Raw genomic sequence first — 21,204 nt, forward strand, 5'->3', positions numbered from 1 at the left:
CGTTACACCGCGCTCGAAACCTGCGTTCCGTCACCCCGGACTTGTTCCGGGGTCCAACGTGCCTCGAAAGCCGACGCTCGTGGATAGTTGGATGCCGGAACACGTCCGGCATGACGATGGCCTTCAGGTAAGATGCTCGATCAGCGCTACCGCAGCCGGACCCAGGTCGGCGCGTGATCGCTCGCTTTCTCGCGGCCGCGATATTCCTTGTCGACCCCGGCATCGCTCAGGCGGTCCGCCGCCTGTGGGCTCAGCAGCAAGTGATCGATGCGGAAGCCGGCGTCGCGCTGCCACGCGCCCGCCTGATAATCCCAGAAGGTCCACACCCCGCCGCCCGGATGCCGCGTCCTGAGCGCGTCGGTCCACCCCTCAGCCACCAGCGCGCGATAACCCGCGCGGCTTTCGGGCTGCATCAGCGCGTCGTCCTGCATAGCGCTGACCGAATAGGTATCGTCGTCATTGGGGATGACGTTGTAATCGCCCGCCAGCACCGCCGGCCGTTCCTCGGCGAGCAGCGCCCGCGCGCGATCACGCAACCGATCGATCCATTTGAGCTTGTAGTCGAATTTGGGGCCGGGCTGCGGATTGCCGTTGGGCAGATAGATCGACGCGACCGTCAATCCGTCGACATCGACCTCGAGATAGCGGCTATGCGCATCCTCGGGATCGCCCGCGAGGCCGCGCTGGCGCTCGACCGGATCCATGCCCTTCGCGAGCACCGCGACACCGTTGAACCCCTTCTGCCCGTGCCACACCGCCCCATAGCCGGCGCCGCGAATATCGGCCTCGGGAAAGGTCTCGTCGCTCGATTTCAATTCCTGGAGGCAGACGATGTCGGGCTTCTGCTCGGCCAGATACTCGAGCAGCCGCGGCAGCCGCGCCTTGATGCCGTTGACGTTATAGGTGACCAGCTTCAAGGTTTTTGCCCCGTTGGCCGCACCGGCCAGGTGCGGCGATCAAAAACTCAAACCGCGAAACTGGTGCCGCAGCCGCACCCGCTCGCCGCGTTGGGATTCTCGACACGAAAAGCCGTGCCCCCCAGCGAATCGACGAAATCGACCGAGCAGCCGCGCACCAGATCAAGGCTGATCGAATCGACCACCAGCGTCGCGCCGTCAGTATCCACGCGGATATCGTCGTCGTCGATCCCCTCGGCCAGCCCGAACCGGTATTGAAAGCCCGAACAGCCGCCGCCCTCGACCGAAAGCCTGAGGATCGCCGGCTTGCCCTGCCGTTCGGCGATCGCGGCGACGCGCGCCGCAGCGGCGGGGGTGAGCGCGATATCGGATGCGTTGGTCATACCCCGGAGATAGGGCGCCGCGGGGCGATCGGCAACCGATCCCGGGGTTGGTTTGCGATGCACCTCTTGGCGCATTACGGCATCAGCCCGCTCCCCCGCCCGGCCACCCAACGGCAGTATTCTATGGGTGGCCGGGCGGGGGAGCGGGCTGGTGCCGCTTCTGAAATCGCCCTTTCGCGATTCCTCAAAAACGATCCTCAGTCTTCGACCTCGACGGCGCTCGCCAGCGTCGGCACTGCCTGCACCGATTTGTCCTGCAACGCCGTCAGGTAATCGGCGGTCTGGAGGAAGGGGATCGGGTTGACGGCGCGGCCGTCGATGCGGACCTCATAGTGCAGATGGCTGCCAGTCGAGCGCCCGGTCGATCCCATCAGCGCCACGACCTGCCCACGCTTCACGCGCTGGTTCGGCTGGACGAGGATCTTGGACAGGTGGCCGTAGCGCGTCTCGATGCCCTTGCCGTGATCGATCTCGACCAGATTGCCGTAGCCGCCGGCACGCCCCGCGCGCTCGACGATGCCGTCGGCGGTCGCATAGATCGGCGTGCCGATCGGGCCGGGAATATCGACACCGGCGTGCATCGCCGCGCTGCCGCGGAAGGGGTCGCTGCGCACCCCGAAGGTGCTGGAATAGCGAAGATCGGCGCTGATCGGGTGGACCGAGGGAATCGCGATCACGCCATGTTCGAGCGAATCGAGCTTCTTCCACGTCATGAACAGCGACCGGAACTGCGCATCCGATCGCGCCTCGGCGGTCGCGGCCTTGCCGTCGATCGGTTCGTACGGCCCGCCCATGCCCTCTGCCCTGGGGGTGAAGCGCTGCGGATTGAGGCCGAGCTTGCGAAGCTTGGCAGCGGTCGTCTTGTAGCGCAGCTCGGCGACCTCCTGCGCTTTCGCCGCGAGCGCCGCCTGGCGCTGCTCGACGCGGCCGAGCGAGGCGCGAAGCTCGGGCGTCAGCACCGCAAGCTCCTCGTTGTCCGCCATCGCGGCCTCGATCTCCTCGGGGCTCGACCTGCCGGCGAGCACCGCCGCGATCAGATCCTGGCGCTGCTCGACCTTGCCGACATGCGCCTTCGCCGCGGTCTTCACCTCGGCGAGTTCGGCCTGAAGCGCGGCGACCCGCTCCTCGGGCGAGGTCGGATCACCGAGCCCCGCCGCGGTCGCCGCCGACATCCCCGCCTGTGCGACCCCATAAGCCGAAAAGCCCAGCGTCACGGCGAGCACCGAGGCGAGCGCCGCCTGCGTCTTGCCGCCGATGCTGAACCGGCGCAGATCGCGCCCGTCGTGCAGGATAAAATCGCGTGTGGTGAAAAAAGTCCGGAACCTGGCGCGCCAGCCCGCGTTGGACGAAATCGAGATCGTGTTCATTATTCCCCGGCGACCGTGTGTTGCGGCTGCGGTGAGATGCACCCGCTCCTTCGTTCCGACCGGTATCCCCGCCCTGCCGTGAACAACGGCGAGTTGTGGGCGATAGCGCTATAAATCCGCAATAGGCAGATAATAATCTCGCGTCAGACCGGCAGCACTGCGCGCCGAGTCGTTGAACGGCGGCTTCAGCGACCCGCGAAAGTGTCGCGCCACAAGCATTTGCCAGTGCGTTTCGGGAGCGAATCGATTTTCCGCGCATCCCGATTCGAACCATCTTGTGCCCGCCGCGACGTGCCGGATCTCGTCGCGCACGATGCGTTCGAGGATGCGTGCGCTCGCCTCGTCGCCGGCGGCGCGAAAGCGATCGACCGTCGCCGGAGTCACGTCGAGCCCGCGCGCCTCGAGCACCATCGGCACCACCGCCAGCCGCGCCAGCACGTCGTGCGCCGTCTCGCGCGCCGCATCCCACAAACCGTCATGCGCGGGCAGCGCGCCGTACCGGCTGCCCAGCGCCCGCAGCCGCCGGTCGAGCAGCGCGAAATGCATCGCCTCGTCGGCGCCCACCCCGATCCAGTCGTCGACGAAGCTGCGCGGCAATCCGCCACCGAACCGCCCCGCCATGTCGAACGCGAGATCGATCGCGACGAATTCGATATGCGCCAGCGCGTGGAGCAGCGCGATCCGCCCGCGTTCGGAGCCGCCGCGGCCGCGCTTGGGCATCCGGTTTGGCGGCAGCAATTCGGGCTCGGCGGGCCGCGCCGGCATCGCGGGCATCGGCGCATCGAAATCGTGGCGCACCCGCCCCAGCCGCCATGCCCGCGCCGTCGCGCGCGCGACCCGTACCTTGGCCGCGGGATCGGCGGTCAACAGCACCGCCCGCGCGGCGTGCGCGATCGACTGCGTCATCGCGCCAGCGCGCGCACCGCTTCCAGCACTTCCTCGACATGCCCCGGCACGCGCACCTTGCGCCACGCGCGCACCAGCTTGCCGTCGGCGTCGAACAGGAAGGTCGAGCGATCGATTCCCATATAGGTGCGGCCGTACATCGACTTCTCAACCCAGGTGCCGAACGCCGCCAGCGCCACCCCTTCCTCGTCGGACGCCAGCGGCACCGCCAGATCATATTTTTCGATGAATTTCTGGTGCTTTGCAGGCTTATCTTTCGACACGCCGAGAAGAACCGCGCCCGCCTCTTTGAACGCATCGAGCCGCGCGCTGAATTCCTGCGCCTCGCGCGTGCAGCCGCTGGTATCGTCCTTGGGGTAGAAATAGAGGACGAAGGGCGCGCCGACGAAATTGCGCAAGCGCACCGGCCCGCCATCGGGCATCGTCAGCGTGACGTCAGGAATCTGCGCGCCGGGGTCGAGGGCCATCAGGCGTCTCCAATGATCTGTTGCCAGCAGGAGCGTACCTCCTGCCGTGTCGCGTCGAGTGTCGCAACCACCGCGTCCCAGCTATCGAGCCGCAGCGTGCGCGTGATCAGCGCCCGCGTGGCCGGCGCCGGCGGCTGCGCGTCGGGCGAAAGCAGCCGCGTCGTCACGAGCAGGCGCGAGAGGAAATCGTGCGCGGCGCGCATCGCCGGCGGCATCAGCCCGGCCGCCGCCAGCGCATCGATCGCGCGCCCGAGATGCGGATCGAACCCGGTGCGATGGACGAGTTGCTGTACATGGACCGCGAATTCGAGATCGACCAGCCCGCCGGGCAGCAGCTTGGCATCGAGCGGCCCGGCCGGCGGCTTGTGCGCGGCCATGTCGTCGCGCATCGCCTTTGCGTCGGCGACGATGTCGCGCGGCGGCCGGTCGCCCGCCAGCACGTCGGCGACCACCGCCATCACCGCCGCGCGCGCGCCCTGCGATCCGAACACCGGCCGCACCCGCGTCAGCGCCATATGCTCCCACGTCCACGCGCTCTCGCGCTGGTAGCGCGCGAAGCCATCGAGCGAGACCGTGAGCGGCCCCTGGTTGCCCGATGGCCGCAGCCGCGTGTCGATCTCGTAGAGCGGCCCCGCCGCGGTCGGCACCGACAGCGCCCCCGACACGCGCTGCGCCAGCCGGTTATAATAATGAACCGCGCCGAGCGGCTTGGGGCCATCCGATTCGGCGGCATAATCGCCGGTGAAGACATAGATCAGATCGAGGTCGGACGCGTGCGTCAACGCCGCGCCACCCAACCGCCCGAGTGAGAGGATGACGAGTTCGCTGTCGGGCACACGGCCGTGGCGCGCGACGAATTCGGCGACGGTGGCGGCCGCCCCGACCTCGATCGCCGCCTCGGCGACGCGCGCATACCCCGCCGACACCTCGATCGGATCGCTCACCCCCGCCACGATCTGCGTCCCGAGCGCGAAACGCCGTTCGCCGACCACGCGCCGGATCCGATCGAGCAGCACCTGATAATCGTCGCCGGCCTCGCGCGCGGTCATCTCGGCAGCGAGCGCGGGCACGTCGGGCAGCGGATCGAGCGCGGACGCATCGAGCAGCCCGTCGAACAATTCGGGGCGGCGCCCCAACGCCTCGGCAAGCGGCGGCGCGTGGCACAGGATCGCGCCCAGCAACCGCGCCAGCGCGGGCTGCGCTTCGAGCAACCGGAAGAAATTGATCGCGCTCGACAGCCGCGACAGGATCGTGTCGAGCCGCGCCAGCGCCGCATTGGCGTCGGGCGCCTCGCCCAGCGCCTCGACCAGCCCGCCGAGCACGTCCTCCAGCGCCTTGCGCGCCGCCGGGCTGCGCAACGCCGGATAGGTGCCCGCCCGCCAGCGCTCGATCCGCGCCGCCGCCTCGGGCGGATCGGGATAGCCCAACGCGCCGAGCCGCTCGGCGACCCGCGCCGGATCGCGCGAAATCACCCGGTCGTCATCGGCTTCGAGCGTATCGTAGATGCGCGCGGTCGCCTCGACATGCGGCCGCAGCAGATCGAGCAGCGCCTCGCCATCGGGCAGCCCATGCAGCCGCGCGACGCGGTCCAGCGCGTCGCCGGTGGGCAGGCTGTGCGTCTGGCGATCATCGACCATCTGGACGCGGTGTTCGATCGTGCGGAACAGCGTGTAGGAATCGATCAGCGCCCGCGCCTGGTCGGCACCGATCCGGCCCGCCCCGGCGAGCGCTGCGAGCGCATCGCGCGTCGCGGGCACGCGCAGCGCGGGATCGCGGCCACCGTGGATCAATTGATGGATCTGCGCGAAGAATTCGCACTCGCGAATCCCCCCGCGCCCACGCTTGAGATCGTAACCGGGGCCGAACGCTTGGCCCTGCGCATGGTGATCGCGGATGCGACGCGAGATTGCCATGATCTCGCCGATCGCTCCGAAATCGAGCGCGCGGCGCCACACGAACGGGCGCACGCCGTCGAGGAAGCGCTCGCCGAGCACGATATCCCCGGCGCAGGCGCGTGCACGGATGAAGGCGGCACGTTCCCACGCCAGCGCCTGCGATTCGTAATAGCTCAGCGCCGCCCCGATCGGCAGCGCGATCGGCGTCGCCTCGGGCGACGGCCGCAGCCTGAGGTCGACGCGCAGCACATAGCCGTCGGCGTCGCGCGCCTGGAGCAGTTCGAGCGCGCGCCGCGCGATCCGCACCGCCGCCTCGCCCGGTTCCTCGCGCGCGCGGTGCGGCAACGTCTCGGGGTCGAACAGCAGGATCGGATCGATGTCCGACGAATAATTGAGTTCGTGGCTGCCCTGTTTGCCGAGCGCGATCGCGGCGAAGCCAACCGGCTCGGCGCCGGGGGTGCGCTCGGCGATCGCGGTCCGGATCGCGAGGTCGAGCGCGTGATCGGCAAAGCCCGTCAGCGCGCCGGTAACCGCCGAAAGATCGAAGTGTCCGGCGAGGTCGCCGATCGCGACCAGCAGCGCGAGCCGGCGCCGCGCGATCCGCAGCCGCGTCCCCACCGGCTGGCCGTCATCCTCGGCCCGTGCGGCCTCCAGCCCCGGCCACCCGCCCTCGCCGAGGATCGCCGCCAGCGCCGGCTCACGATCGAGCAGCAGCGATAGAAAGGGCGCGTGCGTGCGCGCCCGGCCGACGGCGTCGACGATCGCTGGCGATGCCTTCATGCCACACTCCGCGCCCATTTGGCCGATTTCCAAGAAAAACCAAGAAACCAACGGTCGATTTGACCGTTTTTATCATCATGACCAAGATGGCCGCCCTTAATCGCAAGCCGATCGTTTCGCGAGGATTGCCTGTGCGACGGCCGCGCGCGGGCGACGGCGTCGGTGATGCGTTGCGCAATGCGTTCGGCACCGAGGCGGGCAATCTTCCGGCCGATATGAAGGCATTGCTGCGCGCGCTCGAATGCGGCGGCGCCCACAACCGGCCTGCCTGACCGCCGATCTCGCCACCACTCCAACCGCCGCTCTTGCCGAGTCTCAGCCGCGATCGCGGCTGAGATCGTCGACCTCCCCCATGATCGTGTCGAGCGCGCTCCGGCCGCCCACATTTTCATAATCGCGGCGCGACGACAGCGATCCGTCGGTGAGGATCGTCTCGAGTGCGACCCGGCCGCGTGCGACCCGGCTCTTGATCGTGCCGACCGCGACCCCGCAAATCTCCGCCGCTTCCTCGTAAGCGAATCCGCCCGCGCCGACGAGGATAAGCGCCTCACGCTGCGGCTGGGGCAGGTGCAGCAGCGCGCGCTGCATGTCGCCCAGCTCGACATGCCGGTCCTGGCTCGCGGGGGCGGCAAGGATGCGATCGGCAACGAGATCGTCCCATTCGCCCTTGAAGCGCGCGCGGCGCATCTGCGAGAGATAGAGGTTGCGCAGGATGATGAACGTCCAGGCGCGCATGTTGGTGCCGGCCTGGAAACGCTTGCGCGCCGCCCAGGCCTTCATCAGCGTTTCCTGCACCAGATCGTCGGCAACGTCGCGATTGCCCGACAGCGACCGCCCGAAGGCCCGCAGATGCGGGATCACCAACGCAAGCTGGTCCTTGAACTCGGGATCGGACAGCGCGACATGCTCGCCCTCCCCCGGTTTTGGCTCACGCTTGTCGGAATCAGTCATCTAGGTCCGTTCGTTGCGGTGCGCCGCCGGTGATCCGGCGATGAAGGGTAGGATGATGCCGCAGCGAATGCCAGCGGCACGTGCCAGGCGGGATGCGCGGTCAGGCGAGCACGATCCAGGCGTAGATCACGATCAACAGCACCAGCGAGATGCCGAGGACGTAGCGCGTCACGTGCGGCGTGGCCCCCGCACGCGCTTCTTCACCGTCGAGATGGATGTGGTCGTTTTCGTCAGCCATGCACCACCAACTCCCGAAACTCGTTTAGGCTCCGTACCGGTTCGGCAAGATTATCCCGCCGGCACGGTCGCCTGGTCGAAGAACAGCGCCTGGCTGATCGCCGCCTTGACGGTCGATCGCTGGAACGGCTTGGTGATGAGGAAGGTCGGCTCGGGCCGTTCGCCGGTGAGCAGTCGCTCGGGAAAGGCAGTGATGAAGATCACCGGCACCGCGAATTCGCTCAGGATGTCCTTCACCGCGTCGATCCCCGAACTGTCGTCGGCAAGCTGGATGTCGGCGAGCACCAGCCCCGGCCGGTCCTCCATCGCCAGCGCCACCGCTTCGTCGCGCGTCACCGCAACGCCGGTCACGTCGTGGCCGAGATCGCGGACGATCGTTTCGATATCCATCGCGATGATCGGCTCGTCCTCGATGATCAGCACGCGCGCGCGCGTCTGCTTCTCGATCTCGGTAAGCGCCTCGCCCACCAGCGTTTCCACCTCGTCGGCGTCGACATCGACCAGATAGGCGGTGTCTTCGGGGGTGAAGCCCTCCATCGCGGTCAGCAGCAGCGCCTGCCGGGATCGCGGAGTCATCCGGGCCAGTCGCGCGCGCGCCACGGCCTCGGCGGCGTCACCCTCGCCGGCCGTATCGGCGGCGCCGTCATCCATATTGGCCGAGCCCCAGATCGCCTGGAAGGTGCGATAGAGCCCGAGCCGCGGATCGACCTCTTGCGGGAACTGCTCGGGGGCCGCGACGATCGCCTCAAGCGTGGCGCGGACATATTTGTCACCGTGGCTCTGGCTGCCCGTGAGCGCACGGGCGTAGCGCCGCAGAAAGGGAAGATGCGGTGCGAGTTGCTGTCCAAGCGACATGATCTGCGGAATCTCCTAGCAAAAGCATTGCTGTTGTGGGAGTGACCACCCCCCAATGCAATCGGTTTCGAACGCGCGGTTGATGATATAGGTATGAAACTTGCGCCTGTTCGGGAACCAACGAGGCCGTTTTTGGTTTCAATGGTTTTCCGCGTGCATACCATGACGGCGTCGTCGTGTTCGTTGTGTTCGTCATGATTCACATTGATCAATGATTGGGCCGGCATGGCGCCGGCAGCCTGAGGGGGATGACGTTGGGTTCGGACCGTAGCGCGCCGAAAGGAAAACCGGACAAGCCGGTATCGAAATCCAGGGTGCAGACGAAGAAACAGGATATGGGCGCGGCACTGCGCTCGGTTTATCGGCGCACGATCGACGAAGAGATTCCGTCCGAGATGCTCGACCTGCTGGCCAAACTGGGATAAACTCCGGGGCAATGCGCGCTTCCAGAGACGGGCGCGAACGCTTCGCCGTCGCGTCGCGTCTCGCCGGATTGCCGACCGGCGCCAAGCTCTTCCTGATCCTGAGCGCGGCGCTGCTGCCGCTGGCGATCATCGCCGTCGTCGCCACGCTTCAGACGAATCGCACCGCCGACGAGGAAGTGCGCGCGCAATTGCGCGTCGCAGCGGCGGAAAGCGCGCGCGCGCTCGGCATCGAACTGATCGGCGACATGACCGCGCTGCGCGTCGCGCTCAACGCGCTCGACACCGATTCGGGCGACGCGCCCAGTTGCGCGCGCGCGCAGGGCGTGTTCGCGCAGCAGCTCGCCGCGGGCGGGCGCTTCATGATCGTCGACCGGTTGGGCCGCGTGCTGTGCGGCAGCAATCTCGGCGAGGATCTCGCGATCGCCGCCCCCGCCGCCGCGGGGCCGATCTCGACCCGCATCATCCCCGATCGCGGGCTCGTGATGTCGATGGCGGGCACCAGCGGGACGACGACCGCGAGCGCCTTCTTTCCGACCGGGATGCTCGCATCGATCGGGCGGCCGACGGGGTTCACCCCGCCTTATGCCGCCGCGCTCGATCACGGCGGCCCCGCGCTGGTGCTTCAGGACCTCGCCCAGCGCGGTCCGCTCGACCGGCGTGAGCGGGTGCGGGCCTCAATCGGGATCGGCGACCTGTTCCTGCAAATGTCGGTGCGCAACGCGCCGATTTCCTCGCCGCTGCTGATCGCGATGCTGCTGCCGATCGTGATGTGGATCGCGGCCGCGGGGATCACCTGGCTCGTCGTCGATCGGTTGATGGTCTATCCGCTGCGGCGGCTGCGCGCGAACGTCTCGGCCTACCGGCCCGGCGAGACGATCGACATGGACGTGATCCGCTCGATCCCCTCGCAGGAGATTCGCGAACTCGGCGAAGCCTTCCGCACCATCAGCCGCACCGTGGCGCTGCATGAAGCCGATCTCGCCGAAGGGCTGATCCGCCAGACCAAGCTCACGCGCGAGGTGCATCATCGCGTCAAGAACAACCTTCAGGTCATCTCCAGCCTGATCAATTTCCACGCCCGCGGCGCGCGCTCGGCGGAGGTCGTCACCGCTTATGCCTCGATCCAGCGGCGCGTCGATGCGCTCGCGGTCGTCCACCGCAACCATTTCGCCGAGATGGAGGAGAATCGCGGACTCAGCCTGCGATCGGTGATCGGCGAGCTGGCGTCGAATATCCGCGCTACCGCCCCCGACGAATCGGCGCGCATGGGGATCGTGCTCGATGTCGAGCCGTTCCTGATCGGCCAGGACGCCGCGATCGCCGTCGCCTTCATCATCACCGAGATCGTCGAACTGGCGATGCTGTGCATGCCCGACGCGCAGATCCGCATCTCCGCGCGCGCCGACGACGACGCCGAGGGCCGCGCGATCTTGCGCGTCAGTTCCCCCGCGCTGATCGCCTGCGACGCACTCCAGGCCGCGATCGACGAGCGCTACGGCCGCGTGCTCGAAGGCCTGTCGCGCCAGTTGCGCTCGCAACTCCACCATGAAGAGATGTCGGGGGCGTTCGAAATCTCGATCGCGATCCTGGGCCGCGATTGAAAATCGCCTCGTTCCAGGCAGATGAAAGCGCCGATAAAAAATAATGCGTCACGCGGGGAACCGGGCGATGGGGTGGGCGTTCTACACTTCGGATAGTGACTATATGCCCCCCCCCGCTCTCGCTATCCAAGTCAATGGGCTCGGACATGCACCTCCCCCCGGTAGCCATGTCCGAGCCCGAATTGCATCAAGGCCCCCGCCAACATCGTATCGCGTCGACCGGGCGACGGACTATTCCGTTGGCATGATGGAACGATTCTCGCCGTGCCGCGCTTTTTTGGTCGCAGAGGGCGTTGGTGCCCTTGGGGTCAGGAGAGACTGATATGCGTAAGATCGCTGGGCTCGCGTTTTTGGCCACGATGTTCATGGTAAGCGCGTGCAATACCGTCGAAGGCATGGGCAAGGACGTGTCCTCGGCCGGCGATACCGTCGCCGGCACCGCCAACGACGCCAAATAAGCCATTTGCTCGAATCGGGTTCGGCGTCGCCGAACCCGATAGCGGCGCCGGCCCGCTCCCCCACCCGGCCACCCATCCAGCATGATCCTGTGGGTGGCCGGGTGGGGGAGCGGGCCGGCGCCGCTATCCACGTTAGTGGATCAAAAAATCAGCGGGCCGGTGACGCGTCCGCGTGAGCGGATCAAAAAATCAGGCCGCCGACTCGGCTTCTTTTTCGCGCTTGCGCCGCCGTTCGGTGAACCAGATCCCGATCAGCCCGAGTTCGTAGAGCCCGCACAGCGGCACCGCGAGCAACAGTTGCGATCCGACGTCGGGCGGCGTCAGCACCGCCGACACCGCGAAGGCGCCCACGATCGCATAGCGCCGCGCGCTCACCAGTTGCTTGCGCGTCACGATCCCCGCGCGTTCGAGCAACATCAGCAGCACCGGCAGCAGGAAAGCGAGCCCGAACGCGAACAGGAACTGCATGATGAACGACAGGTAATTGCCCACCGCCGGCAACGCCTCGCGCTGGACGCCGCCGACATCGCCTTGGAAGCTCAGCAGGAAATGGAGCGCGATCGGCACCGCGATGAAATAGGCCAGCGCCGCACCCGCGATGAACAGCACCGGCGTCGCCAGCAAAAACGGCAGCAGCGCGCGCTTTTCCTTGCGATAGAGCCCCGGCGCCACGAACTGCCACAATTGGTTGGCGATCACCGGGAACGACACCATCATCGCGGCGAAGAACCCCACCTTCACCTGAACGAAGAACGCCTCGAAAATCTGGGTGTAGATCACCTTGCCTTGCCCCGCCTTGAGCAGCGGCTGGAGCAGGAAGCCGAAAATCGCTTCGGAAAAATAGAAACACACACCGAAGGTAACGATCAGCGCGGCGATACAATAGAGCAGCCGCCGGCGCAGCTCGATCAAATGATCGAGCAACGGCGCGCGCGAATCTTCCAGTTCGTCCTCGTCGCTCAGCGGCTCATCGGTCACGGATTCGGTACTCACTGCGCGGCCTTATCGGCGGGCGTCGCATCGTCCTCGCTCGGGTGGACGAGCGGCTTCTCGACCATCACCGGCGCACCATCCTCCTCGCCGGCTCCATCCCCGCCGGTCCTGCCTTCCCCGGCCCCGGCAGGATCGTCGCCGGAACCCTCGGTCGTGTCGGGCGCCGGCAAGGCGGGGTCGGGCGACGGATGTTCGCGCATGATGCGCTCATTCTCTTCCTTCCAGCGCTTTTCCATTTCCTCGAGTTCGGCCTCGCGCACCATCGCGTCGAAGCCTGAGCGGAACTGGCGCGCGACACCGCGCGCCCGCCCGACCCAATGGCCGACGAAGCGCATCGCCTTCGGCAGATCCTTGGGGCCGATGACGATGATCGCGACGAACGCGACCAACAGCAATTCGGTGGGCGCGACATCGAACATTCAGCGAGCCTGGCTAGTCCGCGCGCCGATCGGCGCGCGGGCGGAAGGTTCAGCGATCTTCGTGCAGCGTCTCGCCGTCACGCTCGAAGGCGGGGTCGGCGGCTTTCTTGGTCGCGATACGGTCACGGCCACGGTCTTTCCGCGTATCGTCATCCTCTTCGGCCATGCCCTTCTTGAAATTCTTCACGCCCTTGGCAACATCGCCCATCAGGCTCGAAAAGCGGCCACCACCCAGCAGCAAAATCGCCACCACGGCGAGTACCAGCAGATGGATCGGGCTAAAACTACCCATGATTCGTCTCCTAAACGCCGTTCCTATCTAGGGGGCATCGTCCTCGGGCGCTACCTCGGCTTGCTCAAAAGCAAGATCGACCAGATCGAGCAACCCCGCCGCGCGCAAATCGTCGATTCCGGGCAGGTCGCGGCGGCTCGCGAGCCCGAAATGGCTGAGGAATTCCGCCGTCGTCGCATAGGTCAGCGGGCGTCCGGGAACCTCGCGCCGCCCCGCCGGGCGGATCCAGGCCGCCTCCATCAGCACGTCGAGCGTGCCTTTCGAGATCTGGACGCCGCGAATCGATTCGATCTCGGCGCGCGTCACCGGCTCATGATAGGCGATGATCGCCAGCGTCTCGATGCCGGCGCGGGAGAGCTTGCGCGCTTCCTCGCGATCGCGCCGCAGCACGTGCGCCATGTCGCCCGCGGTCTGGAAATGCCAGCGCTCGCCGCGCCGGACGAGTTCGATGCCGCGCCCGGCATAATCGGCTTCGAGCGCGGCCAGCGCCGCGCGCACATCGATACCGTCGCCGACATGCGCCCGGATCGCGTCGAGCGTCAGCGGCGCCTCGCTCGCGAACAGCACCGCCTCGACCGCGCGCACCCCATCGTCGGGCGGGTTCATGCCGTCCCCCGGACATAGAGCGGCGCGAACGCCTGTTGCTGCCGCAATTCCACCTTCCCCCGCCGCGCCAGTTCTAGCGCCGCGAGGAAGCTCGACGCCAGCGCCGACTTGCGGAACCCGCCGGTTGCGTCTTCGGGCAGGAAACTCTCGATCGTCGCCCAGTCGATCCGCTGGCCGACCAGCCGCGACACACGCTCGATCGCGGCCTCCAGCGTCATCACCGGGCGCTCGGCGACGATATGCATCACCGGCCGCGTGCGCGCACTCACCCGGCCGTATGCCGCGATCAGATCGTAGATTTCGGCCTGCCACACCGATTTGCGCACCGTGCGCAGCCCCTCGGGCGCGGCGCGCGCGAACACGTCGCGCCCCACCCGGTCGTGCGCCATCAGCCGCGCGCCCGCCTCACGCATCGCCTGAAGCCGTTCGAGCCGCAATTGCAGGCGGAGCGCAAGTTCCTCCGGGCTCGGCTCCTGCTCGGGGTCGCGCGGCAGCAGCAGCGCCGATTTGAGGAACGCGAGCCACGCCGCCATCACCAGATAATCGGCCGCGAGTTCGAGCTTGAGCCGCTTCGCCTGCTCGACGAAATCGAGATATTGCTGGACGAGATCGAGGATCGAAAGCTGCCGCAAATCGACCTTCTGCGCCCGCGCGAGCGCAAGCAGCAGATCGAGCGGCCCCTCCCAGCCGTCGATATCGATCGTCAGCGTGTCGTCATCCATCGCGGCGATGGTAGAACAGACTTCGGCCGGACAGAAGCGCTTCATATACGCCGGCACCGTCCCCTTCACCCCGTCTCTCTCCTCCTCCCATCATCAGCACTTCCCCGGCGAAGGCCGGGGCCTAGTATCGGGTCGGTCGCATCTGGACCCCGGCCTTCGCCGGGGAAGTAAGCTGAACGGTGTGATCGGGCGAATCGGCGTTACGCCAGCGCCAGCAATGCGTCGCGCTGGGCGATCAGCGCCTCCAGATCATCGACCCCCGCCCCACGCGTCGCCATCGCCGCGTCGAGCCGTGCGCGCGATCGGTCGGAGATGTCGCCCAGCCGCTCGGCGATCTCGACCATCTCGTCCATCCGCCCCCAGCAATCCAGCGCGACGTCGCATCCGGCGGCCACCGCCGCCGCCGCCTTTTCGCCCGCGCTGCCCGAAAGCGCCTTCATGTCGATATCGTCGGTCATCAGCAGGCCGTCGAAGCCGATCCGGCCGCGGATCACCTCCTCGATCACGATCGGGCTCAGCGTCGCCGGGCGCTCGGCATCCCATGCCGTGTAGACGATGTGGCTGGTCATCGCCATCGGCGCCCATGCCAGCGTGCGGAACGGCGCGAGGTCCGTCTCCAGTTCTTCCGCGCTCGCCTCGACGACGGGCAGGTCGAAATGGCTGTCCACCTTCGCGCGCCCGTGCCCCGGCATATGCTTGACGATTCCGACCACGCCGCCGTCGCGCAGCCCCTCAAGCGTCGCGCGGCCCATCGCCGCGACGCGCATCGGCTCGTGCCCCAGCACCCGGCTCGCGATCGCGTCGGTCGTGTCGGCATGCGCGACGTCGAGCAGCGGCAGGCAATCGACCGCGATCCCCACCTCGGCGAGCGTCAGCGCGATCGCTCGCGCGTTGGCCCGCGCCGCCTCGATCCCCGAAACCGGCGCGATCTCATAGAGTTTGTCGAACGCGGGGCCGGCCGGAAAAGCGGGCCATTCGGGCGGCTGCATCCGCGCGACGCGGCCGCCTTCCTGATCGATCAGGATCGCCAGATCGTCGCGCCCCGCCAGATCGCGCAGGCTGTCGGTCAGCGCGCGCACCTGGGCCCGGTTCTCAATATTACGCTTGAACAGAATGTAGCCGGCGGGCGCGGCCTCGCGAAAGAAGGCGCGCTCGTCGTCGGTAAGGGCCGGCCCCGCAAGGCCGAAGATCACGGGCTTCATGGCCCTGCGGGCTACTCAGTCCCTGGGAATGAAACAAGCCTCGCCCGCGACCTTGAGCTTGCCGCACACCGATTTGGCCTGGTCGGCGCTCCCGGCGTTGACGCGCAGGCGATAGACGGTGTTGCCGTTGACGGTCGCCTTCTCGATCGACTGGCCGAGCGGCGCGAGATAGGCGAAGCGCTTCGACACGCGTGTCCACGCCGTCTTGGCCTGCCCTTCGGTCGGGAACGAACCGAGCTGGACGAGCGCGCTGCCCGCACCACCGCCAGCCGCCGCCCTGGGCGCCGTCACCGGTGCCTTCGCCTGCAACTTCCCACCCGATTCGGGCACTGCGATCGCCTTGCCGTCGCGTGCCGCCGGCTGCGTCTTGCTCGCCGCGCTCCCCGTGACGGGCGCCTCGGGCACCGCGTTCAGGTCGATCGCGCCGTCGCCGGTATTGGCGCCCTCGCTGGTCGCCAGCGCCTGCGAGTTCTCACCGTCGAGCTTCATGCCGCCCGGCTGGTCGGGCTTGACCTTGTAGTCGCCTTCCTGCGCGCGGATGAGGGCGCCGCTGCCCGACGCGCCCGACGGCCGGTTCTGAAACCAGTAGACGGCGTAGACGACGCCCGCGATCAACGCGAGGCCGAGGATCACCAGCGCCGCGATGCGCAGCACCGACGGTCCTGCCTCATATTCCTCGTCCACGGTTTCCAGCCAGGGCAGCCGGTCCTCGTCGGTCAGGTCGCCATTGGTGGCCATCAGTTCATCTCCCGAACCGCCTCTACCCCCATGATGGCGAGGCCATTCCTGATAATCTGCCCGATCGCATCGGCCAAGAAAAGACGCGCACACGTCAGCGCGGCATTATCGACGATCAGGAAGCGCCGTTCGGGGGCATCGTTGCCGACATTCCATAGCGCATGAAACATTGCCGACAAGTCGTAGAGATAAAATGCTATTCTATGCGGCTCCCGCGCGGTGGCGGCAGTCTCAACGATGCGCGGAAACTGCGCCGCCAGCTTCACCAGCGCCAGTTCCTGCGTATCGAGATGGGACAGATCGGCGCCCGGACAGTCGATCCCGGCCTCCTCGGCGCGCCGATGCAGCGACGCGATCCGCGCATGCGCGTAGTTGACGTAGAACACCGGATTATCCTTCGACGCCTCGACCACCTTGGCGAAGTCGAAATCCATCTGCGCATCGGCCTTGCGCGTCAGCATCGTGAAGCGGACGACATCCTTGCCGACTTCGCGCACGACATCGGCAAGCGTCACGAAGTTACCGGAACGCTTGGACATCTTCACCGGTTCGCCGTTGCGCAGCAGCCGCACCATCTGCACCAGCTTGACGTCGAAGCGCGTCCGCCCCCCGGTCAGCGCCTGCACCGCGGCGACGATCCGCTTGACCGTGCCGGCATGGTCCGCCCCCCAGATGTCGATCAGCGCGTCGGCATTCTCGGCCTTCTGGTAATGATAGGCGAGGTCGGCGCCGAAATAGGTCCATTGCCCGTTCGACTTGCGGATCGGCCGATCCTGATCGTCGCCGAACCGCGTCGATCGGAACAGCGGCAGTTCGACCGGCTCCCAATCCTCGGGCGTCTCGCCCTTGGGCGCCTCGAGCACGCCGTCGTACACCAGATCGCGGGCGCGCAGATCGGCCTCCGCCGCCTCGGGCTTGCCCGCCGCCTGCAACGCGGCCTCGGACGCGAAGACGCCATGGTGGATGCCGAGAAGCGCCAGATCGGCGCGGATCATCGCCATCATCGCCGCCACCGCGCGGGTGCGGAACAACACCAGCCAATCGGCCTCGGGCTTATCTGCGAACGCGTCACCGAATTCGCGCGCAAGCTCTTGTCCCACCGGCACAAGATAGTCGCCCGGATAGAGCCCCTCGGGGATCGCGCCGACATCCTCGCCCAGCGCCTCGCGGTAGCGCATATGCACCGACCGCGCGAGCACATCGACCTGCCCGCCGGCGTCGTTGACATAATATTCGCGGATTACCTTGTGGCCTGCGAATTCGAGCAGATTGGCGAGCGCGTCGCCCACCACCGCGCCCCGGCAATGCCCCATGTGCATCGGCCCGGTCGGGTTGGCGGACACATATTCGACGTTCACTGTCGTCGGCGCCGCGCTCGTGATCCGGCCGTAATCGTCACCGGCATCGAGGATCGCCGAGAGCTCGGCGCGCCACGTATCGTCGGTCAGCCGCAGGTTGATGAACCCCGGCCCCGCAACCGCCACCGATGCGACCTCCTCCAGCGCATCGAGTTCGGCCGCGATGCGCTCCGCCAGTGCGCGCGGATTGGTGCCCGCGGGCTTGGCGAGCACCATCGCCGCGTTGGTGGCGAGATCGCCGTGCGTGGGATCGCGCGGCGGCTCCACGGTCACCGCGCGTCGCTCCAGCCCCGCCGGCAAAGCGCCTTCAGAGACGAGCGAATCCAGCGCCGCATCGAGATGCGCGGCGAAGCGCGTGTAGAGTGTCATAATCCATCCAGCGTCGGGAAAGCGCGCGCCTTACCTCATGCGCGCACCGGGCGCAAAGCCCGGCGCCGTATCCGGCTCCGCCTTCCTTCCTGATGACCGCGATCAGAACCCTTCGGGCAGGTCGATCGGGCCGACGACCTCGCGATACCGGGCGATCGCATAGCGGTCCGTCATGCCAGCGATATAGTCGGCGATGTGCCGGCTGCGCCACGGCTCGGCGCCCTCGATGCGTTCGTGCCAGCCCGTCGCCATCCGCGTCGGTGCCTCGCGATACGCCTCGAACAGCCCAGCGACGATCACCCGCGCCGATGCGGCGGCGGCAAGCTGGCGGGGGTGATGGTAGAGGCTGGCATACATAAAGCGCTTGAGGTCGCGCTCCTCGTCGCGCATCGCCGCCGAGAAACAGGCGAGCGTCATCCCGGCGGCACGCACGTCCGCTACCGTTTCGACCTTCGCGGCGCCGATACGCCGGCGGGTTTCCTCGATCACATCGTTGACCATCGTGCCGATCTGCGAGCGGACCAACTCGCGCACCAGCCGCGTTTCCTCGACCTGCGGATAGCGTGCGCGCACCCTCTCCCAGCCGCGCGCGACAAACGGCACGTCGAGCAATTGATCGAGCGTCAGCAGCCCGGCACGCAGCCCGTCGTCGATATCGTGATTGTCATAGGCGATGTCGTCGGCGATCGCGGCAACCTGCGCCTCGAGCGAGGCATGCGTCGAAAGCTCGAGCGGCACCATCGCATCCGCCGCCGCCAGCGCCCAGCCGGGATCGCCCACCGGGCCATTGTGCTTGGCGAGCCCTTCCAGCGTCTCCCAGGTCAGATTGAGCCCGTCCCACAGCGGATAGGGCTGCTCGATCACCATCAGCGTGCGCAGCGTGTGCCCGTTGTGGTCGAAGCCACCCTCGCCCGCCATCGCCGCCTGCAACGCATCCTCGCCGGCGTGGCCGAAGGGTGGATGGCCGATATCGTGTGCGAGGCACAATGCCTCGGTCAGATCCTCGTTGAGCCCAAGCGCCCGCGCGATCGTCCGCCCGATCTGCGCGACTTCGAGGCTGTGCGTCAACCGGACGCGGAAATGATCGCCGTCGGGCGACAGGAACACCTGCGTCTTGTGCCGCAGCCGGCGGAAACTGATCGAATGGATGATCCGATCGCGATCGCGCTGGAAGGCATCGCGCGGGCCGCGCGTCTCCACACGTTCCCCATGAAGACGACCGCGGCTGGCATCGGGGTGCGAGGCCCAGGGCGCCGGCGTCATGCGCGCCGCCGGATCATTTGGCCGACAATCTCGTCACTTTCTGCCCGTCCTTGCTCGTGAACGAGAAGGCCGACACGCCGGCGCCTGCAAGCTTGTTAACGAACCCCTGCGCTTCGGCGCTCGATTTGAACGGCCCCGTGAGCACGCGATTGGTGGCGTTGAGCGGCGTCCACCAGCCTTGCTTGCCCTTCATCAGCGCGGGCGCCTTGTCGACGACCCGGGAAAAAGCGCGCGCCAGCATGGCTTCGTTGGCGCCGCCCGCGACCTGAACCCAGAACCGCGCCGGCTCGGCCCTGGCCTTTTTCGCTTCGGCCGCCTTCTTGGCCGCCGCGATCTTTTCCGCGGCCGCCTTTTTGTCTGCCGCGACCTTTTCCTCCGCGGCCTTCTTCGCCGCCGCCTTGCGATCGGCCTCCGCCTTCGCTGCGCGCTCGGCCTTGCGGTCTGCGGCTTCCTTGATCGCGGCGAGACGATCGGCCTCGGCCTTTGCCGCCGTGGCATCGAGCGCGGCCTGTGCCTTGGCGACCGCGCTGCCTTCGTTGTTCGGCGCAGACGCGGATACGGGCGCGGGCGCGGGCGCGCCCGGCGTCGGTGCGGTGCCAAGCTCGCTCTCGGGAACGTGGATGCCGGCGATGATCTTCGCGAGGATCGAATCCTCACCACCGATCACCGACGGCGTCGCCGATGCCGCCGAATCAACCTCAGCCCGTGTCGGCGCAGCGGCCGTCCGGGACGAAGGAGACGACGCCGTCGATGGAGCGCTCGGGCGATTCGCAATTGGCGCTGCGGCGTCGTTGGCCGCCATGCGGATCGGAGCGGGCCAGGGTTCGGGCGTTGCGGCACGCACCGTAGCGCGATCATCCCCCGGTTCGCGCGCGGCCACCGTCACCGGTGCACTCGCCTCCGGCGTTGAGGTCGCCGCCGGGGCCCGCGTCGGTGTCGCCGCCAGCGCGGTCCGCCCCGGCCGGAGTCGCGCGGTTGCGGGCGGTTTGCGTTGTTCTGTCGCCGACCGGTCGTGCCGCGTCGATCGTGCGACGGGTGACGGCTCGGCCGAAGCCAGCCGCGTCGGCGCTGCCTCGGCCGTCAGCGCGGGCAATGTCGGGGCAAGTTTCGCGTCGGCGATCCGGGCCGCCGTGGGCCGCAATTCCCCGAAATGAACTGCGAACGCGCGATTGACCGCGGACAGGCCCGCAAGCTGCTCGAAGAAGGGCCGCAACCCTTCGGAGACCGGCCCCGGCATCATCGCGGTCGCGATCTTCTCCGCTTCGTCGGCCTCGCCGTTCATCGCCAGGATGAAGGCCCGGTCGCGCCATGCCGCCCTGTCCTGCTTGCGCAGCAGCGGATCGAGCACCGCGATCGCGGCGTCCTTCTGCCCCGAAATGCCGAGCGAGAGCGCGTAGCGCCGCGCCGTCTCGTCGCTCTTGCCCTGATCCAGCGCCAGCCGATAATCGCGCTGCGCATAGGCCTGGGCGCCGATCAGATCGTATGCGAGGCCGCGTTCTGCCGCGAATTTCTCGACGCCATAACCGCCACGCTCGGCCTCCGCGAACAGCCGCAACGCCTCCGCGGGCCGCTCCATCCGCACCAGGGTCGTCGCCATGCCCGCCTTCATCCGGGCATTGTCGGGCGCGATCTTCTCGGCGCGCGAGAACAAGACCGCCGCGGCGGTCGGATCGCCCAGCACCAGCGTCAGTTCGCCGGCACGGATCAGCGCCCCAACGTCTTTCGGATTCTTGGCGAGCGCGCGCATCTGATCGGCGAGTTCGTCGGCATCGGGGGTCGGCGGCGCGATCGTTGCCAGCCCGGTCGCGGTGCGCCCCGTCGGGTGCGTCGTCTGCGCGACCGCGGGCACCACCACCGCTGCCGACATTCCCGCCAGCAGGGCGATTTCGGAAACGAGAGGCGGAAGCTTCATGAAGTCCCAGCTAGGGTCCGACGATGCTTAACATGCACTGACCCACGGCCGCAGCCGCGACGAAGCGAGCCGCGCCGGCGATCGACCG

23 protein-coding genes are annotated in these 21,204 nt (G+C 67.6%); 4 read left to right on the forward strand and 19 right to left on the reverse strand.

Features of this window, described 5'->3' with window-relative positions:
* Positions 1–146 precede the first annotated feature (146 nt).
* The 6 genes from xth to DFR49_RS07865 form a co-directional block, all read right to left on the reverse strand.
* Positions 147–917 carry an exodeoxyribonuclease III gene (xth, locus tag DFR49_RS07840; RefSeq protein WP_119035052.1) on the reverse strand — a complete coding sequence of 257 codons (771 nt, stop codon included), beginning with the start codon at positions 915–917 and terminating at the stop codon, positions 147–149.
* Positions 918–964: 47 nt separating this feature from the next.
* Complete coding sequence (gene erpA, locus DFR49_RS07845; RefSeq protein ID WP_119035053.1) at positions 965–1,300, reverse strand: iron-sulfur cluster insertion protein ErpA; 336 nt, start codon at positions 1,298–1,300, stop codon at positions 965–967.
* 197 nt (positions 1,301–1,497) lie between these two features.
* On the reverse strand, positions 1,498–2,667 hold the full coding sequence (locus tag DFR49_RS07850; protein ID WP_119035054.1) for a M23 family metallopeptidase: 1,170 nt from the start codon (positions 2,665–2,667) through the stop codon (positions 1,498–1,500).
* A 108-nt stretch (positions 2,668–2,775) separates the two neighbouring features.
* Positions 2,776–3,573, reverse strand: a complete 798-nt coding sequence (locus tag DFR49_RS07855; RefSeq protein WP_119035055.1) for a ferritin-like domain-containing protein — start codon at positions 3,571–3,573, stop codon at positions 2,776–2,778.
* The gene (locus DFR49_RS07860) at positions 3,570–4,043 is read right to left on the reverse strand and encodes a peroxiredoxin (RefSeq protein ID WP_119035056.1); all 474 of its coding nucleotides are present in this window, start codon (positions 4,041–4,043) and stop codon (positions 3,570–3,572) included. Before DFR49_RS07860 ends, DFR49_RS07855 begins: the two co-directional genes overlap by 4 nt.
* Positions 4,040–6,715: a bifunctional [glutamine synthetase] adenylyltransferase/[glutamine synthetase]-adenylyl-L-tyrosine phosphorylase gene (locus tag DFR49_RS07865; RefSeq protein ID WP_119035057.1), complete on the reverse strand. Its 2,676-nt coding sequence runs from the start codon at positions 6,713–6,715 to the stop codon at positions 4,040–4,042. The genes DFR49_RS07860 and DFR49_RS07865 overlap by 4 nt, the downstream gene beginning before the upstream one ends.
* A gap of 131 nt (positions 6,716–6,846) precedes the next feature.
* Here DFR49_RS07865 and DFR49_RS21930 point away from each other — a divergent pair, with 131 nt between their 5' ends.
* On the forward strand, positions 6,847–6,987 hold the full coding sequence (locus DFR49_RS21930; protein WP_170150957.1) for a hypothetical protein: 141 nt from the start codon (positions 6,847–6,849) through the stop codon (positions 6,985–6,987).
* 43 nt (positions 6,988–7,030) lie between these two features.
* Here the strand turns inward: DFR49_RS21930 and DFR49_RS07875 are convergent, their stop codons facing one another.
* From DFR49_RS07875 to DFR49_RS07880, 3 genes are all read right to left on the reverse strand, one after another.
* Positions 7,031–7,666: a sigma-70 family RNA polymerase sigma factor gene (locus DFR49_RS07875; protein WP_119035059.1), complete on the reverse strand. Its 636-nt coding sequence runs from the start codon at positions 7,664–7,666 to the stop codon at positions 7,031–7,033.
* 100 nt (positions 7,667–7,766) lie between these two features.
* Positions 7,767–7,904 carry a hypothetical protein gene (locus tag DFR49_RS21935; protein ID WP_170150958.1) on the reverse strand — a complete coding sequence of 46 codons (138 nt, stop codon included), beginning with the start codon at positions 7,902–7,904 and terminating at the stop codon, positions 7,767–7,769.
* Between the two features lie 50 nt (positions 7,905–7,954).
* Complete coding sequence (locus DFR49_RS07880) at positions 7,955–8,758, reverse strand: response regulator (protein ID WP_119035060.1); 804 nt, start codon at positions 8,756–8,758, stop codon at positions 7,955–7,957.
* Positions 8,759–9,006: 248 nt separating this feature from the next.
* On the opposite strand from DFR49_RS07880, the gene DFR49_RS21940 reads away from it, so the two are divergent.
* From DFR49_RS21940 to DFR49_RS07890, 3 genes are all read left to right on the forward strand, one after another.
* The gene (locus DFR49_RS21940; protein WP_170150959.1) at positions 9,007–9,183 is read left to right on the forward strand and encodes a NepR family anti-sigma factor; all 177 of its coding nucleotides are present in this window, start codon (positions 9,007–9,009) and stop codon (positions 9,181–9,183) included.
* An 11-nt stretch (positions 9,184–9,194) separates the two neighbouring features.
* Positions 9,195–10,784, forward strand: a complete 1,590-nt coding sequence (locus DFR49_RS07885; protein ID WP_119035061.1) for a sensor histidine kinase — start codon at positions 9,195–9,197, stop codon at positions 10,782–10,784.
* Positions 10,785–11,107: 323 nt separating this feature from the next.
* Positions 11,108–11,242, forward strand: a complete 135-nt coding sequence (locus DFR49_RS07890) for an entericidin A/B family lipoprotein (protein ID WP_119035062.1) — start codon at positions 11,108–11,110, stop codon at positions 11,240–11,242.
* A gap of 189 nt (positions 11,243–11,431) precedes the next feature.
* On the opposite strand, the gene tatC is transcribed toward DFR49_RS07890, so the two are convergent.
* The 10 genes from tatC to DFR49_RS07940 form a co-directional block, all read right to left on the reverse strand.
* Complete coding sequence (tatC, locus tag DFR49_RS07895; protein ID WP_425454921.1) at positions 11,432–12,235, reverse strand: twin-arginine translocase subunit TatC; 804 nt, start codon at positions 12,233–12,235, stop codon at positions 11,432–11,434.
* Positions 12,232–12,654, reverse strand: a complete 423-nt coding sequence (gene tatB, locus DFR49_RS07900) for a Sec-independent protein translocase protein TatB (protein ID WP_119035063.1) — start codon at positions 12,652–12,654, stop codon at positions 12,232–12,234. The genes tatC and tatB overlap by 4 nt, the downstream gene beginning before the upstream one ends.
* Before the next feature lie 49 nt (positions 12,655–12,703).
* On the reverse strand, positions 12,704–12,946 hold the full coding sequence (locus tag DFR49_RS07905) for a twin-arginine translocase TatA/TatE family subunit (protein WP_119035064.1): 243 nt from the start codon (positions 12,944–12,946) through the stop codon (positions 12,704–12,706).
* Positions 12,947–12,973: 27 nt separating this feature from the next.
* A complete protein-coding gene (scpB, locus tag DFR49_RS07910; RefSeq protein ID WP_119035065.1) occupies positions 12,974–13,552 on the reverse strand; it encodes an SMC-Scp complex subunit ScpB in 579 nt (192 codons plus the stop codon).
* Positions 13,549–14,274, reverse strand: a complete 726-nt coding sequence (locus DFR49_RS07915) for a segregation and condensation protein A (protein ID WP_119035066.1) — start codon at positions 14,272–14,274, stop codon at positions 13,549–13,551. The genes scpB and DFR49_RS07915 overlap by 4 nt, the downstream gene beginning before the upstream one ends.
* Positions 14,275–14,474: 200 nt before the next feature.
* On the reverse strand, positions 14,475–15,476 hold the full coding sequence (gene nagZ / locus DFR49_RS07920) for a beta-N-acetylhexosaminidase (protein ID WP_119035067.1): 1,002 nt from the start codon (positions 15,474–15,476) through the stop codon (positions 14,475–14,477).
* 15 nt (positions 15,477–15,491) lie between these two features.
* On the reverse strand, positions 15,492–16,214 hold the full coding sequence (locus tag DFR49_RS07925; protein ID WP_119035068.1) for an SPOR domain-containing protein: 723 nt from the start codon (positions 16,212–16,214) through the stop codon (positions 15,492–15,494).
* Positions 16,214–17,941, reverse strand: a complete 1,728-nt coding sequence (gene argS / locus DFR49_RS07930; RefSeq protein WP_119035069.1) for an arginine--tRNA ligase — start codon at positions 17,939–17,941, stop codon at positions 16,214–16,216. The genes DFR49_RS07925 and argS overlap by 1 nt, the downstream gene beginning before the upstream one ends.
* Positions 17,942–18,043: 102 nt before the next feature.
* The gene (locus DFR49_RS07935) at positions 18,044–19,204 is read right to left on the reverse strand and encodes a deoxyguanosinetriphosphate triphosphohydrolase (protein ID WP_119035070.1); all 1,161 of its coding nucleotides are present in this window, start codon (positions 19,202–19,204) and stop codon (positions 18,044–18,046) included.
* Between the two features lie 13 nt (positions 19,205–19,217).
* Complete coding sequence (locus DFR49_RS07940) at positions 19,218–21,116, reverse strand: SPOR domain-containing protein (RefSeq protein ID WP_119035071.1); 1,899 nt, start codon at positions 21,114–21,116, stop codon at positions 19,218–19,220.
* Between the last annotated feature and the right edge of the window lie 88 nt (positions 21,117–21,204).

The sequence above is a fragment of the Hephaestia caeni genome (assembly GCF_003550065.1).
GTDB classification, from domain to species: domain Bacteria; phylum Pseudomonadota; class Alphaproteobacteria; order Sphingomonadales; family Sphingomonadaceae; genus Sphingomonas; species Sphingomonas caeni_A.

What these genes read in the sequence shown, in the direction of transcription:
- DFR49_RS07905 (WP_119035064.1), bottom strand. Translation starts at nt 12,946, where the DNA reads ATGGGTAGTTTTAGCCCGATCCATCTGCTGGTACTCGCCGTGGTGGCG.
- DFR49_RS07865 (WP_119035057.1), bottom strand. Translation starts at nt 6,715, where the DNA reads ATGAAGGCATCGCCAGCGATCGTCGACGCCGTCGGCCGGGCGCGCACG.
- DFR49_RS07925 (WP_119035068.1), bottom strand. Translation starts at nt 16,214, where the DNA reads ATGGCCACCAATGGCGACCTGACCGACGAGGACCGGCTGCCCTGGCTG.
- DFR49_RS07885 (WP_119035061.1), top strand. Translation starts at nt 9,195, where the DNA reads ATGCGCGCTTCCAGAGACGGGCGCGAACGCTTCGCCGTCGCGTCGCGT.
- erpA (WP_119035053.1), bottom strand. Translation starts at nt 1,300, where the DNA reads ATGACCAACGCATCCGATATCGCGCTCACCCCCGCCGCTGCGGCGCGC.
- DFR49_RS07875 (WP_119035059.1), bottom strand. Translation starts at nt 7,666, where the DNA reads ATGACTGATTCCGACAAGCGTGAGCCAAAACCGGGGGAGGGCGAGCAT.
- DFR49_RS21935 (WP_170150958.1), bottom strand. Translation starts at nt 7,904, where the DNA reads ATGGCTGACGAAAACGACCACATCCATCTCGACGGTGAAGAAGCGCGT.
- DFR49_RS21940 (WP_170150959.1), top strand. Translation starts at nt 9,007, where the DNA reads ATGACGTTGGGTTCGGACCGTAGCGCGCCGAAAGGAAAACCGGACAAG.
- DFR49_RS07855 (WP_119035055.1), bottom strand. Translation starts at nt 3,573, where the DNA reads ATGACGCAGTCGATCGCGCACGCCGCGCGGGCGGTGCTGTTGACCGCC.
- scpB (WP_119035065.1), bottom strand. Translation starts at nt 13,552, where the DNA reads ATGAACCCGCCCGACGATGGGGTGCGCGCGGTCGAGGCGGTGCTGTTC.
- DFR49_RS07915 (WP_119035066.1), bottom strand. Translation starts at nt 14,274, where the DNA reads ATGGATGACGACACGCTGACGATCGATATCGACGGCTGGGAGGGGCCG.
- DFR49_RS07850 (WP_119035054.1), bottom strand. Translation starts at nt 2,667, where the DNA reads ATGAACACGATCTCGATTTCGTCCAACGCGGGCTGGCGCGCCAGGTTC.
- DFR49_RS07890 (WP_119035062.1), top strand. Translation starts at nt 11,108, where the DNA reads ATGCGTAAGATCGCTGGGCTCGCGTTTTTGGCCACGATGTTCATGGTA.
- tatB (WP_119035063.1), bottom strand. Translation starts at nt 12,654, where the DNA reads ATGTTCGATGTCGCGCCCACCGAATTGCTGTTGGTCGCGTTCGTCGCG.
- DFR49_RS07940 (WP_119035071.1), bottom strand. Translation starts at nt 21,116, where the DNA reads ATGAAGCTTCCGCCTCTCGTTTCCGAAATCGCCCTGCTGGCGGGAATG.
- DFR49_RS07880 (WP_119035060.1), bottom strand. Translation starts at nt 8,758, where the DNA reads ATGTCGCTTGGACAGCAACTCGCACCGCATCTTCCCTTTCTGCGGCGC.
- argS (WP_119035069.1), bottom strand. Translation starts at nt 17,941, where the DNA reads ATGACACTCTACACGCGCTTCGCCGCGCATCTCGATGCGGCGCTGGAT.
- DFR49_RS07935 (WP_119035070.1), bottom strand. Translation starts at nt 19,204, where the DNA reads ATGACGCCGGCGCCCTGGGCCTCGCACCCCGATGCCAGCCGCGGTCGT.
- nagZ (WP_119035067.1), bottom strand. Translation starts at nt 15,476, where the DNA reads ATGAAGCCCGTGATCTTCGGCCTTGCGGGGCCGGCCCTTACCGACGAC.